The sequence below is a fragment of the Bifidobacterium sp. LH_389 genome, from assembly GCF_056357235.1.
The window spans coordinates 382,601-397,314 of the sequence record NZ_JBKEVR010000002.1 but is presented as its reverse complement, the minus strand read 5'-3'; the positions used below and the strand labels follow the sequence as shown (position 1 = coordinate 397,314).

The following is a 14,714-nucleotide window of genomic DNA, read 5'->3' as shown; positions in this document are numbered from 1 at the left end:
CACACTGGGGGCATGACCCTTCTTTCCAGACGAACCGGGCCGCGCACGGCGCCCAAGAACGCGACGAAGAACGCTACGACGAGCCCTGCGGCGCGCAGCGTTGACCCGTCCACGCCATGGATGCTGATGAGCATGCTCGCCCCCGCGTGCGCGCAGATCGCCATGGCGGTGATGATGGTGCTCGAGGGGCGGTGGACGTTCGCGCTCATGCTGCTGCCGGGACTCTTCGGGTGCATCGCCTCGTTCATGGTGATGCGCACCCGGCAGTCGAAGCGATCCCCCGGGCAGGAGGAAGCCACGGCCGAACGCGGCGACGGCACCGCATGGCCGGGATCCGAGCGCAACGGCACACTGCCCCCGCCGCTGGATTCCGTCTCGTGGGCGCAGCTCATGGCGTTGCCGCAGGACGGGACGCAATGGTGGCGCTCGGTGGTGCACCGGTGGTCGCTGGCGTGGCAGCGGAGAGGCGAGGGTGCGCCGGCGAGCCAGCCGGCGGCGATCGGCATGGGCGAGCACGGGCCACTGGTCATGGATCTGGCGGCGCACGGCCCGCATGCGCTGGTGGCGGGCACCACCGGTTCGGGCAAGTCCGTGCTGCTGAGGCAGTGGTGTCTGGCGTTGGCAGCCACCTACCCGCCGAGCATGCTGTCCATGGTGTTCCTCGATTTCAAGGGCGGTGCCACGTTCCGGGGGCTGGAGGCGCTGCCGCACACGGTCGGGTGCGTATCCGACCTGAATCTGGCGCATGCGGTGCGCGCCTTGAATGCGATCGAGGCCGAGCTCAAACGCCGCGAACGGCTGGTGGCCGAATCGGACGCCGTACAGATAGACGATCTGGCCGCTCCCCCGCCCCGGCTGCTGGTGATGGTGGACGAGTTCAACGCGTTGCGCGAACAACTGCCGGACGCCATGGACCGGCTCACCAGACTGGCGTCGCTGGGGCGCTCGCTGGGCATGAACCTCGTGGCGTGCACCCAGCATCCGATGGGGCAGGTGAGCGCGGCCATGAAGGCGAACATCGCGGTCAACCTGTGTATGCGCGTGCGCGACGACCTGCAGTCGATCAGCATGCTCGGCACCAAGGCCGCGGCGCTCATCCCTTCTACAAGCCCCGGCGTGGGCTACCGTCACGACGGCGACGAGCTGGCGGCATTCCGCTGCGCGCAACCGCTGGATGCCTCGCCGATCGTCCGCGCTGTGAACGATGCCGCACGATTCTGCCGGGTCGCATCCCCCGGGCAGCTGTTCAGCGAACCGTTGCCGGAATACCTGCCTGCAACATACGCCGCGGCGGACGCGCGCGGGGCGGTCGTGGGCGCGTGGGACGACGGGGTGACGATCCACCCGTGCGCCATCGCGTTCGACGGCGGATGCGTGGCGGTCATCGGCGGCGCGAAACGCGGCAAGAGCACGTTGCTGGCCTCGATCGGCAGGCTGCTCGACCGCGCCGACGTGGCGTACGTCACCGATCCGGAACTCGCCGACAAGGCAACGCGCGTGGCGCTCATCGACAACGCGGACGCACTGGCCGATCCCCTAGGCGGCGACCCGAAGCGCACGGCATTCGAGCGGCTGCTGGCCGACGATTCCGTCACCGTGATCTACGCACTGTCCTCCGCGCGCCGACTCGGGGATGCGGCGCGCATCACCGTACGCGTCGTGTTCCCGAGCGGCGACCGTACGGCGGACCTGCTGGCTGGGGTTCCGGCCGAGGCGCTCGAACGGGCCGGAGGCGAGGCGACGCGGATTGCCGGACGGGCCGTCATCGTCGCACGGGGGCGGGCGGATCCGATCCAGCTGTGCGATGCAGCGCCCGGGTAAAACGGCTGCATTAGTCTGTCAAGGGGAACCTTGCCGGAAAACCTTGCGCCTGACGGAGGAACGCTCTTGAAAAGTCGGGCCATTCGTGGTTTCCTTCTATAAGGACTTGAAAACGAATCCGTGGATATCGACGCGAAGGAAGGCGACAGATGAGTAGTGCTTTTGATTGGCGTGCAAAGGCAGCCTGCCGGGACAAGGACCCTGAATTGTTCTTCCCCGTCGGCAACACCGGCGCCGCATATCAGCAGATCGAGGAGGCCAAGGCCGTGTGCCGCACGTGCAAGGTCATCGACGCCTGCCTGAAGTGCGCTCTGGACACCAATCAGGATTACGGCGTGTGGGGCGGTCTGAGCGAGGACGAGCGCCGCGCACTCAAGCGCCGCGCCATGCGCGCCCGCCGCTCGCAGGCCATGCAGATGCAAGGCTGATGCTTCATCCCGTCGACCATCCCGGTCGGCGGCAACATACGAAGGGCTCCGAATGCCACAGTCGGCATTCGGAGCCCTTCTGCAATGGAAATGAGAGCTCTACTCCTGCGCGGCGCGCAGCTTCATGTCGAGGATCACGCGCGTGCCTCCCTCGCGGCGCGGCTCCCAACGCACGGTACCGCCGAAGTCGTTGGTTACGAAGGTGTTGATGATCTGCGTGCCCAGTCCGGAACCGGAGGAACGCGCCATGCCCTCGTGCGATTCGGTGGCCAGACCGTTGCCATCGTCCTCCACCACCACGTTGAGGTTGTTGCCGCCGCGGCCCACGGAAATCGTCACGTGGCCCTCCGTGCGCCCCTCGAAGCCATGCTCGATGGAGTTGGTCACCAGCTCGGTGAGCACCAGACTCAGCGGCGTGGCGTCCTGCGCGGGCATCATGCCGAATTTGCCCAGATAGCTGATCTCGATGTGCTGGTCCTTGGCAACGGCCAGATCCACGCTCAGACGCAGCAGGTTGGCGATCACCTTGTCGAAGTCCACCACCTCGTCCGCGCTCTGGCTCAGGCCCTCGTGCAGCACGGCAATGGTCTGCACGCGACGCTGCGCCTCGCCGAGCTCCTTGCGGACCTCCTCGTTCTTGGTGCGTCGCGCCTGCAGACGCAGCAAGGCGGAGACGGCCTGAAGGTTGTTCTTTACGCGATGGTGGATTTCGGAGATGGTGGCGTCCTTGGTCTGCAGTTCCTTCTCGCGCCGGCGCAGCTCGGTCACGTCACGGCACAGCACGATGCCACCCACGCGGCCGTTCACGTCGTACAGCGGCAGCGAGCGCAACGAGACGGCGGACCGGTTCGCGTTGAGTTCGGAGTCGACCGGGGCCTTGGCGGTGAGCACGAGCGGCAGGGTCTCGGGCACCGGATCGTTCTGATGGAGCAGCGTGGTGCCGATCTCGGACAGGTACTGGCCCTGCATGACCTGCAGGGAGCCGAGGCGGCGGAAGCAGCTGATGGCGTTCGGCGAGGCATAGCGTACGATGCCTTCCGCGTTGAGGACGATGAACCCGTCGGATACGCGTGCGTTGTGGCGCTGGTTCAGCACCGAATCGCGGTACGGGAACTGACCGCGCGGGATCATCTCGAACAGTTGCTTGCCGGCCTTGATGCTCTCGGACTCGTAGCGGCCGTTGGATTCGCGGGTGGCCATGTTGGTCTCGCGCACCACGAGGCCGAGCGTCTTGCCTCCACGGCGGACCGGCGCGTACACGTCGCAGATGGTGTTGCGCCCCTGCGTGCGCAGGCGGGTGGAGCGGAAGACCGTACTGGATTTCATGGCCTGGTCGAGTTCGGAGACCTGATCGGCGGAAACGGCCTTGCCGACCACGTCGTCGAAGCGCAGGGACATGACGGTGGACGGGCGGCACTGTTCGGCCACCACGTACTCGCCGTCCCCGTTCTGGATGAGCAGCATGAGGTCGGCGAAGCTCAGGTCCGCAATCACCTGCCAGTCACCCACGAGATGATGGAGCCATTCGCGATCGTCTTCGGTCAGATCGGGTCGTGTTGCGAGGATATGCGTGAAATCAGCCATGTCCCTTAGTGTAAGGGGCGGTGGCGGCAATGTCACGGCGGGTCGCCCCTTGGCATCCCACCGTGGTTACGCTATCGTAGGTTACGCAAGCGTAGGTTGTTTGCCAGTGAGGCGGAGTCGATGGATTCGGAGGCATGGTCATGGCGAAACGGAGCACACCCGAACTCGAGGCGAAGCGACAGGCCGTCATCAAGGCACGCGAGGAACACCTGCAGGCCAAGGCGGACGCGGTCCGTGCCACGGCACAGGCCAAGGCGGAAACCATCCGCATGAAGGCCGAGGAGAAGGCCAGCAAGGTGATCGCCAAGGCGGAGGAGCGCGCCGCCCGCATCGAAGGCATCGCGCCCGCGGAAGTGGAGCGCAAGGTACGGCTCGACGTACACGGCCGTCCCAAGCCCATGCTGCGCGGCTGGATCCATGCCATCGCCGCCCCGCTCGCACTGGCCGCCGGCATCGTACTCATCTGCCTCGCCCCGTTCGCCTCGCTCAAATGGGCGTGCGCAGTGTTCATGACCTGCTCGCTCGTGCTGTTCACCAACTCGGCCGCCTACCATCTGGGCGACTGGAGCCCGCGTGTCACGGACGTGCTGCGGCGCATCGACCACGTGAACATCTTCCTGCTCATCGCCGGCACGTACACGCCCGTCGCCTTCGCGCTGCCGGCATTCTGGCGCAACCTCATCATCAGCGGCATGTGGGCGTGCACTGCGGTGGCACTCCTCATCCACGTGGTCTGGATCAACGCGCCCCGCTGGCTGTACACCATCACGTACATCGTCTTCGGCGTCTCCGGCGTGGCGTTCATGGGACTGTTCTGGGTCTCCCCCGTCGCCGGCCCCGCCGTGGTGGTACTGCTCGCCTCGGGCGGTGCCTGCTACATCGCCGGCGCGATCGTCTACGCGCTGCGCAAGCCGGACCCCTGGCCGCGCGTCTTCGGCTTCCACGAGATCTTCCACGTGGGCACCGTGGCCGGGTACGCATGCCACATGGTGGCCATCTACATGGTGATCGTGCACCTGTGGTAGGCGGACTACAACGCCAAGGGGCGGCGCTCCTCATGGAACGTCGCCCCTTCTTGCTTGGTTCATGCCCGCAATGAACCGGATGCCGCGCTTGCGCGCGGCGGCCTAGGACCCTTGCGAGCTCAGCCTTCGAACGGCTTGGCTTCCTTGACGGTCACCGTGATCTCACGGCCGTTGGGTGCCTTGTAGGACACTTCGTCGCCGGTGTGCGCGCCCAGAATGGCGGCGCCGATCGGGGACTCGGGGCTGATGACCTCGTAGTCGGTGGCCACGGCGATGTCACGCGAACCCAGCACGTACGTCTTCTCACGGCCGGCGAGCACGATGGTGACGATGGAACCGTTGCCCACGGTACCGGCATTGGGCGCCTGCATGATCTTCGCATTGCGCAGCTTGACGGTCAGCTCGTTGACGCGACCCTCGTTCTTGCCCTGCTCCTCGCGCGCGGCCTGATAGCCGCCGTTCTCGGACAGATCGCCCTCGGCACGGGCCGCGGCGATGCGCTCGGCGATCTCGCTGCGGTAGTCGCCCTCACGCCACTCGAGCTCCTTCTTGAGCTTGTCGTACGCTTCCTGCGTGAGCAGGACGGTCTTTTCTTCCTCTGCCATGATCCTTGGTTGTCCCTTCAATGATTCGATGATCTGCAATTTTCCGCGCGGCTTGCGTGCTTTCCGTGCCTTCACATGCACGAAAGCGCCGGCCTCACGCGGACGGCCGGCGCTTGGGGTGTGACGCTGAGGCGTCAGCGCGTGGAGATGATGTCGATGACGAACACCAGCGTGTCGCCACCGCCGATGCCGGCCTGCGGAACGCCACGCGAACCGTAGCCGTACTCCGGCGGAATGGACACCACGAGGCGGGAGCCGACGTTATGCCCCGGAACGGTCTGGTCCCAGCCCTTGATGACCTGTCCCACGCCGATGCCGAAGCTGGCCGGCTGGTGACGCTGGAAGCTCGAATCGAACGGAGTGTCCTTGCCCCACACCACGCCGTGGTAGTTCACGGTCACGGTGTCGCCGCGACGCACGATCGGACCGTCGCCCTCAACCACTTCGACGGCCTTGAGGCCGGCGGGAGCGGTGTCGGAGGGGAAGACGATTGTCGGGGTGGCGCCGAACTCGGCGTTGACCTGCGGCATGTTCGTATCAGCCATACTGTCTCCTTGGATATCGCTGCTCAATATCGCGCTATCCTAGCGGCTTTCCGCAGCGATCGCAACGTCCCTATCGTTTTCCTTACGGCATCGGGCCCGACCGCTCCGGCCCTCCCGGTACATTCCCCGGCGCGCCCCGTCAGTACAGCACTCCGTACATGCGCACGATGAAGAACACCCCCAGCGCGGCAAACAGCACGGTGAGCGCCCCCAGAGAGAATACGACGGCACGCTTCGAGGCCAGACGCGGGTAGACGACGCGCGCCACGAAGAACGAGACGAACCCGATCACCGCACAATTGAAGCCTGTGGCCGCGATCTGCCCGGCACTCATGGACGCCAGACCCTGCGGCTCGGTGAACGTGCCAATGATGGCGGGCAGCACGAAAACGCCCCACGCGCAGAAACCGAACAGCCCCACGCCGCCGTACACGAACGGCACCGCCTTGGGATTGCGGATGCCATGCGAGAGCGACTCGGCCGCCCACAGCAGTGCAAACCCGACGATGTACGTGTACGCCACGGCCAGCAGGCAGGCAACCATGGCCCACGGCACGATCGCCAGATGCGCGATGGCTGCATAGATGGGCGCGCATATGAACTCCCCCACGCATGCGATGGCGGCGGCGGTGACGCCCTGCACCAGCAGGCTCGGCAAACCGCCTTCGATCTCGTCCCCACTCATAACCGGCGTCGGCTCGACGTCTGCGGATCGGCTGGTTTTCGCTGCCATGGTCCTGCACTCCTTGCTGCGCGTTCCCGTTTGCTACAGCGGCTCAGTATACGGGCCGTTTGTAAACGCGGGCAATCGGAATCCGGGCCGTTCCATCCTTCCCGCCGACGCGTCAATCGATGCAACTACGCACAAACCCCGACTTTTCGGCTCGGCCGCCTCCTCGGCAAGCCATATTTCCGATTCGTGCGGTCGTTTTTCACCGATGCGCCGGATAGCCCGCCGTCATAACGCCGATTTGCCAACGGGTCTATCCGGCACTCCCCCGAAAAACCACCACACGAATCGAAAGTACGCGCTACGTAGGCGCCCACCGGGAGCCGGAGAGCGCAGTTCGTCGCAATGCGCTGCGCACGACGCGCCATAGATGCCATAGACAGAGCCTCCATGCCGGTCATGGAGCTCGACAGCACCGATCAGACGGCGGTGAGTTTGTGGGTGGCCAGACGGTTGAGGCTGATGCCCTGTTCGGCCGCCTCCAACGCGAGCTTTCGATGGTCCTCCGGCGGGATACGGACCACGAACCGGCCGGAGAACGTGCGGTCGGACAGGGACTCGGGAATGGTCTCGCCGTTGCGCTCCATGTCCTCAACGGCTTCCCGCACGACCCGCTGGATGCCGTTGAGGGTGAGCGCCGGCGATTCGTCCAGCCAGCTCAGGCCGGGGAATTCGGCGCAGGTGCCCACGTATTCCCCGTCCTCGTTGGACCACTGCACGCGGTATGCGTAGTGGTTGATCGTGGTGTTCGCGTCCATCACTTGCCCTCCTTCTTGTCGATGGCCTTGAGAATCTGCCGGACCTGATAGGCCCTGGCGTTGCCGTCGTGCCCGCACTGGATGTTCACGTATGGTTCGCCCTGCCACGGGGTGCGGTACACGTGATGCGACGTCCCGTTGTTGCGCGGGGCGCCGAAGTAGTGCTCACACACCTTGGATGCGTCGTCGAAGCGGACGGCCTTGGGGTTGTTGCGCATGGCTGCGACGATCTTCTCGATGCTGGGCATATCTAGATGATATCAATATTAGTGCATGATATCAATGTGGGAGAAACGTCCGGAATGCCCGGCATCCAAGCGGTAGCAGGCTGCCGCCGCGTGACACTCTCTTGCACCGAGATAGCCACGAGGTCTTGGAGACAGCCCGCCCGAGGACCCTACGCATATCAATCACATGGCTTGCGCGCCTGAGAGGACTGAAGGTCGCCGCCGACGCCCCGGCCGGGACGGCTGGCGTTCCACTCGTCGATCGTCGAGGAAAGCCAGCCGCGAGTCCAGCCGATGAGGGCGTCCGGCTCGGGGAGTTTGAGATTGAGCAGCCCGCCGCTGGTAATGCCAAGATGTTCGGCAAATTGCTTGACGCCGAGATATTCAGTCACCATAGCGCCCCCATCCCGCGAACAGCATGCACGCAACGCCCAAGGACCTGTTTCTGCTCATGGCTTTTCCGCATGGAATTCGATAGGATTGGTGGCGGAAGGTTCCGGCTACTTGGATTAGCCGGAACCTTCCGTTGGCTACTCCTGCTTACGCAGGCCCAGCCAGATCGTTACCGCGATGGCCGCCCATCTGGTGATCAGCTGCAGCCAATCCTTGATTGGGAATTAGCGCAAACGAAAAATGGCCGCTCAACCCTACTCTCGCAAGGCAGAACGGCCATTTTCCAGCGTTCCGCGAAAACAAGACCAACCGTGCCCCCAGCGGGACTCGAACCCGCAAGCCGAAGCGGCTGATTTTAAGTCAGCTGCGTATACCGATTTCGCCATGGGGGCGTACGCGCCGAGTCGCTGCAGACGACCGACGCGCAAATCAATACTTGGGACATTATGCCACGTTTGCCGCCGCACCGCGAACAGTGCGACAGGCAAGAGCAGGCCTACGCCCGCTCGGCGAGCAGACGGCGGCCGTAGTCGAGCACGATGCCGTCAAGCAGGCCGTGCTCGCTGGCCACGTAGGAGTCGATCGAGCCGGCGCCGCGGGCCGCGTTGGCGCGTTCGGCAACCTTGGCGAGCACACGGCTCCAGACGAGTGCGCCGCCGCCCACCACGTCGACGCGGCCGGGGTGGATGGTCCTGTAGGTGCGACGGTCGGCGCGGGTCATGCGCAGGAAGCGGTCGTTGACGGCGGTGATGTCCGCGATGGGTACGCGCCGGCCGTCCACGGCGGTGTGATCGTATTCGGGCAGGCCCATGTACAGGGCGGTCATGGTGGTGACCGTGCCGGATACGCCGATGATGGTGCCGGTGCGCTCGGCGGGCACGGTGCGGAACGCCTCCTCGATGTGCTCGTCGATGTCCGCCACGGCCTCGGCGATCTGAGCGTCCGTGGGCGGATCGTCCAGCAGATGCCGCTCGGTCATGCGCACGGAGCCGATGTTCATGGAGAACGCCGCGGCGACACGGTCCACGGGTACGTCGGTGCCGTCGCCGCCCAGCACGAGCTCGGTGGAACCGCCGCCGAGGTCCACCACCAGATACGGAGGCGCGGGCAGAGTGCCGTCCTGTTCGGGACCGAGCACACTGGTCGCCCCGAGGAAGCTCAGCCGCGCCTCCTCGGTGCCGGGGATGACTTCGGGCCGCACGCCCAGAATATCCTCGATGCGGTCCTCGAACGCCTCGCGGTTGGCGGCATCTCGCGTGGCGGACGTGGCCACGAACCGCAGCCCGTCCACGCGGTGCTCGGCCAGCATGCCCGCGAATTCCTCGGCTGCGGCGTAGGCGCGGGCCAGCGCGTCGTCGGCGAAGCGGTGCGTCTTGTCCACGTCCTGACCGAGCCGCACCACGCGCAGCACGCGCGGGAGCAGGTCAACATACCCGTGCTCGTCCACACGGGAGATCTTGAGACGGATCGAATTGGTGCCGCAGTCGATGCCTGCGACCGTTACCGCACGTTCGTTGCCTTCGGTCATTGGTTCCGTCCTTCTTCCTGATCGTTCGTTTCCCCGTTCGCCTTCCCGTCCGCCGGGCCGACCTCGTCCGCCGCGTCGCCGGCCCGCAGCGCACACCGGCACACCGTGGGGTCGAATTCGCCGCGGATGCGCTCGAGCACCCGGTCGCCGACGGGATTGACGCCCGGGCCCATCACGAGCGACTGGGCCACGAGCGCGTGCAGGCATTTGACGCGCACGGGCATGCCGCCGGCGCTGATGCCTTCGATATGGCTTTCGTCGTCGCCGAGGCGCTCTGCCAGGGCGTGACGGAAGGCGAGGTACAGTTCATGGGCGCGCTCGTAGGCCGCATGCACGTCCGCATCCTGCTCCACCAGTGCCGTGTAGGAGGGCATTTCGCCGTTCGCCTCCACGTGGGACACGGCCTTGACGACCTCCGGCCCGGTCAGGTAGCAGGTGGTGGGGAACGGGATGCCTCCCGGCAGCAGCGGCCGGGTCACCACGGCGAGCGGGTTGCCGCACACGCAGCGCGCGCCCACGGCCACCATGCCGCGCGGGTAACGTCCCAGCTGCGCCTGAACGAGTGCGATGTCCCGTTCGCTGGCGCCTTCGCCCAGCTTGGCGGCGGCCAGATCGGTCACGAATGCGAGATCGGTTGGGGTCATTGGTTGTTGTCCTTGGGAGAGTCGGTGGTGGATGGCGTGGCGGACGGGGACGGCGAAGCGTTTGCGGAGCCCGCCGCGGCGCCGGAGCCGTCGCTGCCGGTGCCTGTGGTGCCGTCCGCAGGTTTGTCGGCCTGTTCGAACGCGTACGAGAGTTCCTTGTACCACGGCAGCGTATCCGCCTTGGAATCCTGCGATTCGCCGGAGGACGTATTCGTTGCGTCCCCGCCGACGGCCTCCGGATGCAGCACGCGGATGGCCTGCTCGCCGGGGAAGACGAAGCCGAGCCGTTCACGGGCCTGCGCGGCCACGTAGGCGTCATCCGACCAGCGGGCGATGTCGTTCTGCAGGTCCTGATTCTTGGCGATGAGAGCCGCTTCGGTCTTCTTCAGCGTGTTGAGCTCCGCAAGGTTGGTGGCGTACGTGTGGAACGTGGAGACCAGCTGGATCAGGCCAATGACCACCAGAATGATGGACAGGAAAAACGCGATGGGCCCCGAGGGGATGCGGGACCGCGATGCTTTGCCTGAAGACTTGCCTGAAGACGCCATGGACACGAAAATACCCGCCGCATTCGACTTGGGAATGCGGCGGGCATGTTCGCCGTTCGGCATCGATCGCGGCCCTATGGCCGAACCTTACCGGCGGCTGCGCTTACTTGGCGCCCGGCAAGCTCACTTGGCCAGGTACTTCTTGCAGGCCTTGAAGGCGCTGTAGCCGGCGTACTGAGCGGTGGAGCCGAGCTCCTCCTCGATCTCGAGCAGGCGGTTGTACTTGGCAACGCGCTCGCCACGGGCCGGGGCACCGGTCTTGATCTGGCGGGTGTTCTTGGCAACCGCGAGGTCGGAGATGGTGGTGTCCGGGGTCTCGCCGGAACGGTGGGAGACCATGGAGGTGAAGCCGTTGGCGGTGGCCAGCTCGATGGCGTCGAGGGTCTCGGTGACGGAACCGATCTGGTTGAGCTTGACCAGCAGGGAGTTGGCGGCGCCCAGATCGATGCCCTTCTGCAGGCGCTTCGGGTTGGTGACCAGCAGGTCGTCGCCGACGAACTGCAGGCGGTCGCCGAGCTTCTTGGTGATGGTCGCCCAGTCGTCCCAGCCCTCTTCTTGGTACGGATCCTCGATGGAGACGATCGGGTACTCGTCGATGAGCTGCTCGTAGAAGTCGAGCATGTACTGAGCGTCACGCTCGCCACCCTCGAAGTGGTACAGGCCGGTCTCCTTGTTGTAGAACTCGGAGGAGGCCACGTCGAGGCAGATGCCGATCTGCTTGCCGGGCTCGTAGCCGGCGGCGGAGATGGCGTCGACAATGTAGTTCAGGGAGTCCTTGTTGGACTTCAGCTTCGGAGCGAAGCCGCCCTCGTCGCCGAGGCCGGTGTTCAGGCCTTCCTTCTTCAGGACGTTCTTCAGGGTGTGGTAGACCTCGACGCCGGCGCGCAGGGCCTCGTGGAAGGAGTCGAAGCCGTACGGGGAGATCATGTACTCCTGAATATCGGTCGCGAAGTCGGCGTGAGCGCCGCCATTCATGATGTTCATGTTCGGGACCGGCAGGATGTGGCCGTTGGTGCCACCGATGTAACGGTACAGCGGCAGGTCGGCGGACTCGGCGGAGGCGTACAGGGCGGCCAGGGAGACACCCAGGATGGCGTTGGCGCCCAGACGGCCCTTGTTCGGGGTGCCGTCCAGCTCGATCATCAGGTCGTCGAGGGCGCGCTGGTCGGAGGCGTCCATGCCGATGATCTTCGGGGCGATCTCCTCGTTCACGGCCTTGACGGCGTTGAGAACGCCCTTGCCGCCGTAGACGGACTTGTCGCCATCGCGACGCTCCCAAGCCTCGGCCTCACCGGTGGAGGCGCCGGACGGGACCAGGCCCTTGCCCTGAGCGCCGTCTTCGGTCTCGAGGTAGACCTCAACGGTCGGGTTTCCACGGGAATCAAGGATTTGGCGCGCGTACACGCTTTCAATAGCTGCCACAACTGCTCCTTACAGACTGTATGTTGTGATTACGAAACCTACACTAACGGGATTGATGGACGTTGCCAAGCGGTTTTAACGTTTTCTTGACGCCGGCGCGTCCATCTGTCGAACATCGCGGCCGCAACGCCGTTGCCGGGCGTGCCGGATGCGCGCCCGGACGCATTGTCCATGCCATGCGGCCAGAATATGAATCGACACGGGGTGCCCGGACCGAGACCTTAAACATGCTGGATGCGTCCGCCGCCGTCATGGCGTCGCGTCGCGCAAGCGGGCGGTCGGGCTGAGATCACACTCGTCGAACCTGATGTAGCTAGCACTATCGAAGGGAATGTCAGATGCGCGTTCTGCGATCGCGCGTCGCCATCCGTTCGGCAGGCCGGTCGTCCGCGCATGCCCCATCCGTTTTGCGCAGGTCCGTCGGGGTGACCTCACGCCGCCTTCCGACGCGCCTAATGGCCGCCATCGCCGCTTGGCTGTCGACGCTCGCACTGTTGCTGTGGTGGTATTTCGCCACCCTGTCCCCCGCCGAAACCAGGCCGTTGCCGTCCCCCGGCGAGGTGGTTTCCGCACTTGGCGATCTGGCCGAGGAGGGGCTGCTGTGGCCGTCCGTCGGCGTGAGCCTCGCCCGCGTATGCGCCGGTCTGGCGCTGGGCATCGCGCTGGCGCTGCCGGCTGCGCTCGTCGCCGGAGCCTCCCGGCTGGGTTTCACGCTGATCGACAAGCCGGTCCACATGCTGCGGGCCATTCCGTTTCCGGCGCTTTCGCCGTTGCTCATCATCTGGATCGGCATTGACGAATCCATGAAGGTGGTGCTCATCGCGATCGGCGTGTTCGGCTTGGTCTACGTGAACGTGCGCGACGGCGTGCGGGCCATCGATCCCCGGCTCATCGAGCTCGCCCGGGCCTACCGCATGGACCGCAGGACCGTGTTCCTGCGCATCCTTCTGCCGGGGGCCCTGCCGAGCTTCATGACCGGCCTGCGCTTTGCCATCACCGTCTCCTGGATTGCACTGGTCACCTGCGAAACCGTGAATTCCACGGTGGGGCTGGGCTATATCCTCTCGCGTGCGCAGCAGTTCTCGCGCACCGACCAGATGGTGCTGTGCGTGATCCTCTACGCGGCGCTAGGCCTCGCCTCCGAGGCGCTGGTCGGACTGCTCGAGCGGGCCGCGATGCCCTACCGCGCGGTTGCCGTGCGCTGAGCCGGCCGCCGAACCGCACGCCGTGCGCTGAGCCGCAATCCAACTCTTCATTAACTCTTCATCAACAGTTCACCATAGTGTTTCGCTCCGGCAGCCGCCGGAACGCCATCGGAAGGTTTTCCCTCATGTTCACCACCAACACGCTTCGTTCCCGTCGGCTCCGCCCGGTCGCGGCCCTCGCCGCCGCCGCGCTGCTGCTGCCCCTCGCCGCCTGCGGTTCGTCCAACGCCGGTTCCGCCGCCTCCGGCTCCTCCACGGACACCGTCCGCGTGGCCTACCTGTCCACCGCGAACTTCCTGACCACCGTCAAGGACGAGTCCTTCCTCAAGGACACGATGGCACCCTACAAGGCGGACTTCTCCGGCCCGTACAACCCGCCGGACGACGCCTACACCGTGGTGATGAGCGGCAAGGCCGACGCCTCGAGCACCGGCACCGGCCACTACATCAACCTCGTCTCGCAGGGCGCCCCGTGGGTTGCGTTCGCCATCGAGTACTACGACGGCGACTCGCAGGGCATCGTGGCCGCGCCGGGCAGCAACGTCAACTCGCTCAAGGATTTGGTGGGCAAGCGCATCGGCATCGACAAGAAGGGCGCCACCGGCGACTACATCGTGCGCGCCGCGTTCGAGCACGCCGGGCTCGACTACGACAGCGTGGAGAAGGTGGAGCTGAGCCAGACCGACTTCGCCGCCGCCTTCTCCTCCGGCAAGATCGACGCGCTGGCCACCTACGACCAGAACCTCGCCTCCGCCATCGCCACGCCGGGCGCCAAGCTGCTCGTGACCGGCAAGGACTACGACTCCAAGAACGTGTCCCTGCACATGGTCTCCAAGGCGTTCGCCACCGCGCACCCGGAGATCGTCAAGAAGCTGTACCAGGCGCTGGTGAAGGAATCCGACCGCGCGCAGCAGGATCCGGAGTTCATCTACCAGGCGTACAAGCGCTTCGGCGCCTCCGACGCGATCGTGGACCAGGTGCGCAAGTTCGATGTGCCGGAGATCCTGCCCGTGGACGCCAAGGGCCGCCAGATGCTCGAGGACATCGCCCAGCAGTACGTGGACTTCGGGTTCATCAAGGCCAAGCCGGACCTGACCGAGCACGTGATCGACTGCACCAAGTGAGCAGGCACGTGAGCGAATACGACCACGGCAAGGAGCATGACGGCATGGCAGATCACAACGCCACGGGCACCGCGAACGCGTCGATCCCGCAGGACGCGCCCGTAGCCTCCTTCCGTGATGTGCATCT

General features: G+C 65.5%; 16 protein-coding genes and 1 tRNA gene. 5 read left to right on the top strand and 12 right to left on the bottom strand.

The annotated features are described in order from the left end of the window. Nucleotides 1–12 precede the first annotated feature (12 nt). Both AC1AZA_RS04050 and AC1AZA_RS04045 read left to right on the top strand, forming a co-directional pair. Nucleotides 13–1,821 carry an FtsK/SpoIIIE domain-containing protein gene (locus AC1AZA_RS04050; RefSeq protein ID WP_476513446.1) on the top strand — a complete coding sequence of 603 codons (1,809 nt, stop codon included), beginning with the start codon at nucleotides 13–15 and terminating at the stop codon, nucleotides 1,819–1,821. A gap of 149 nt (nucleotides 1,822–1,970) precedes the next feature. Then, a complete protein-coding gene (locus AC1AZA_RS04045) occupies nucleotides 1,971–2,249 on the top strand; it encodes a WhiB family transcriptional regulator (RefSeq protein ID WP_169274709.1) in 279 nt (92 codons plus the stop codon). A gap of 99 nt (nucleotides 2,250–2,348) precedes the next feature. Here AC1AZA_RS04045 and AC1AZA_RS04040 read toward each other — a convergent pair whose 3' ends face one another. After that, a complete protein-coding gene (locus tag AC1AZA_RS04040) occupies nucleotides 2,349–3,833 on the bottom strand; it encodes a sensor histidine kinase (RefSeq protein WP_476513445.1) in 1,485 nt (494 codons plus the stop codon). Nucleotides 3,834–3,973: 140 nt separating this feature from the next. Between AC1AZA_RS04040 and trhA the strand changes: the two genes are divergently transcribed. Then, a complete protein-coding gene (gene trhA, locus AC1AZA_RS04035; protein WP_476513444.1) occupies nucleotides 3,974–4,858 on the top strand; it encodes a PAQR family membrane homeostasis protein TrhA in 885 nt (294 codons plus the stop codon). 119 nt (nucleotides 4,859–4,977) lie between these two features. Here trhA and AC1AZA_RS04030 read toward each other — a convergent pair whose 3' ends face one another. From AC1AZA_RS04030 to eno, 11 genes are all read right to left on the bottom strand, one after another. Further along, on the bottom strand, nucleotides 4,978–5,463 hold the full coding sequence (locus tag AC1AZA_RS04030) for a GreA/GreB family elongation factor (protein ID WP_476513443.1): 486 nt from the start codon (nucleotides 5,461–5,463) through the stop codon (nucleotides 4,978–4,980). A 134-nt stretch (nucleotides 5,464–5,597) separates the two neighbouring features. Further along, nucleotides 5,598–6,008: an FKBP-type peptidyl-prolyl cis-trans isomerase gene (locus AC1AZA_RS04025; RefSeq protein WP_476513442.1), complete on the bottom strand. Its 411-nt coding sequence runs from the start codon at nucleotides 6,006–6,008 to the stop codon at nucleotides 5,598–5,600. Between the two features lie 139 nt (nucleotides 6,009–6,147). Continuing rightward, a complete protein-coding gene (locus AC1AZA_RS04020) occupies nucleotides 6,148–6,741 on the bottom strand; it encodes a cadmium transporter (RefSeq protein ID WP_476513441.1) in 594 nt (197 codons plus the stop codon). A 416-nt stretch (nucleotides 6,742–7,157) separates the two neighbouring features. Then, nucleotides 7,158–7,496: a type II toxin-antitoxin system HicB family antitoxin gene (locus AC1AZA_RS04015; RefSeq protein ID WP_476513440.1), complete on the bottom strand. Its 339-nt coding sequence runs from the start codon at nucleotides 7,494–7,496 to the stop codon at nucleotides 7,158–7,160. Continuing rightward, the gene (locus AC1AZA_RS04010; RefSeq protein ID WP_476513439.1) at nucleotides 7,496–7,744 is read right to left on the bottom strand and encodes a hypothetical protein; all 249 of its coding nucleotides are present in this window, start codon (nucleotides 7,742–7,744) and stop codon (nucleotides 7,496–7,498) included. Before AC1AZA_RS04010 ends, AC1AZA_RS04015 begins: the two co-directional genes overlap by 1 nt. Before the next feature lie 158 nt (nucleotides 7,745–7,902). After that, a complete protein-coding gene (locus tag AC1AZA_RS04005; RefSeq protein WP_476513438.1) occupies nucleotides 7,903–8,118 on the bottom strand; it encodes a hypothetical protein in 216 nt (71 codons plus the stop codon). 310 nt (nucleotides 8,119–8,428) lie between these two features. After that, nucleotides 8,429–8,508: transfer RNA gene (locus AC1AZA_RS04000), tRNA-Leu, on the bottom strand. Nucleotides 8,509–8,612: 104 nt separating this feature from the next. Continuing rightward, a complete protein-coding gene (locus AC1AZA_RS03995; RefSeq protein WP_476513437.1) occupies nucleotides 8,613–9,644 on the bottom strand; it encodes a Ppx/GppA phosphatase family protein in 1,032 nt (343 codons plus the stop codon). Then, on the bottom strand, nucleotides 9,641–10,288 hold the full coding sequence (locus tag AC1AZA_RS03990) for a DUF501 domain-containing protein (protein WP_476513436.1): 648 nt from the start codon (nucleotides 10,286–10,288) through the stop codon (nucleotides 9,641–9,643). Before AC1AZA_RS03990 ends, AC1AZA_RS03995 begins: the two co-directional genes overlap by 4 nt. Next, the gene (locus AC1AZA_RS03985) at nucleotides 10,285–10,836 is read right to left on the bottom strand and encodes an FtsB family cell division protein (protein WP_476513505.1); all 552 of its coding nucleotides are present in this window, start codon (nucleotides 10,834–10,836) and stop codon (nucleotides 10,285–10,287) included. Before AC1AZA_RS03985 ends, AC1AZA_RS03990 begins: the two co-directional genes overlap by 4 nt. Before the next feature lie 123 nt (nucleotides 10,837–10,959). Beyond that, nucleotides 10,960–12,258: a phosphopyruvate hydratase gene (gene eno, locus AC1AZA_RS03980; protein ID WP_476513435.1), complete on the bottom strand. Its 1,299-nt coding sequence runs from the start codon at nucleotides 12,256–12,258 to the stop codon at nucleotides 10,960–10,962. A 455-nt stretch (nucleotides 12,259–12,713) separates the two neighbouring features. Between eno and AC1AZA_RS03975 the strand changes: the two genes are divergently transcribed. Both AC1AZA_RS03975 and AC1AZA_RS03970 read left to right on the top strand, forming a co-directional pair. Further along, nucleotides 12,714–13,463, top strand: coding sequence for an ABC transporter permease (locus AC1AZA_RS03975; RefSeq protein WP_476513434.1), 750 nt, complete (start codon nucleotides 12,714–12,716; stop codon nucleotides 13,461–13,463). A gap of 125 nt (nucleotides 13,464–13,588) precedes the next feature. Then, complete coding sequence (locus AC1AZA_RS03970; protein WP_476513433.1) at nucleotides 13,589–14,587, top strand: ABC transporter substrate-binding protein; 999 nt, start codon at nucleotides 13,589–13,591, stop codon at nucleotides 14,585–14,587. Nucleotides 14,588–14,714: the final 127 nt, after the last annotated feature.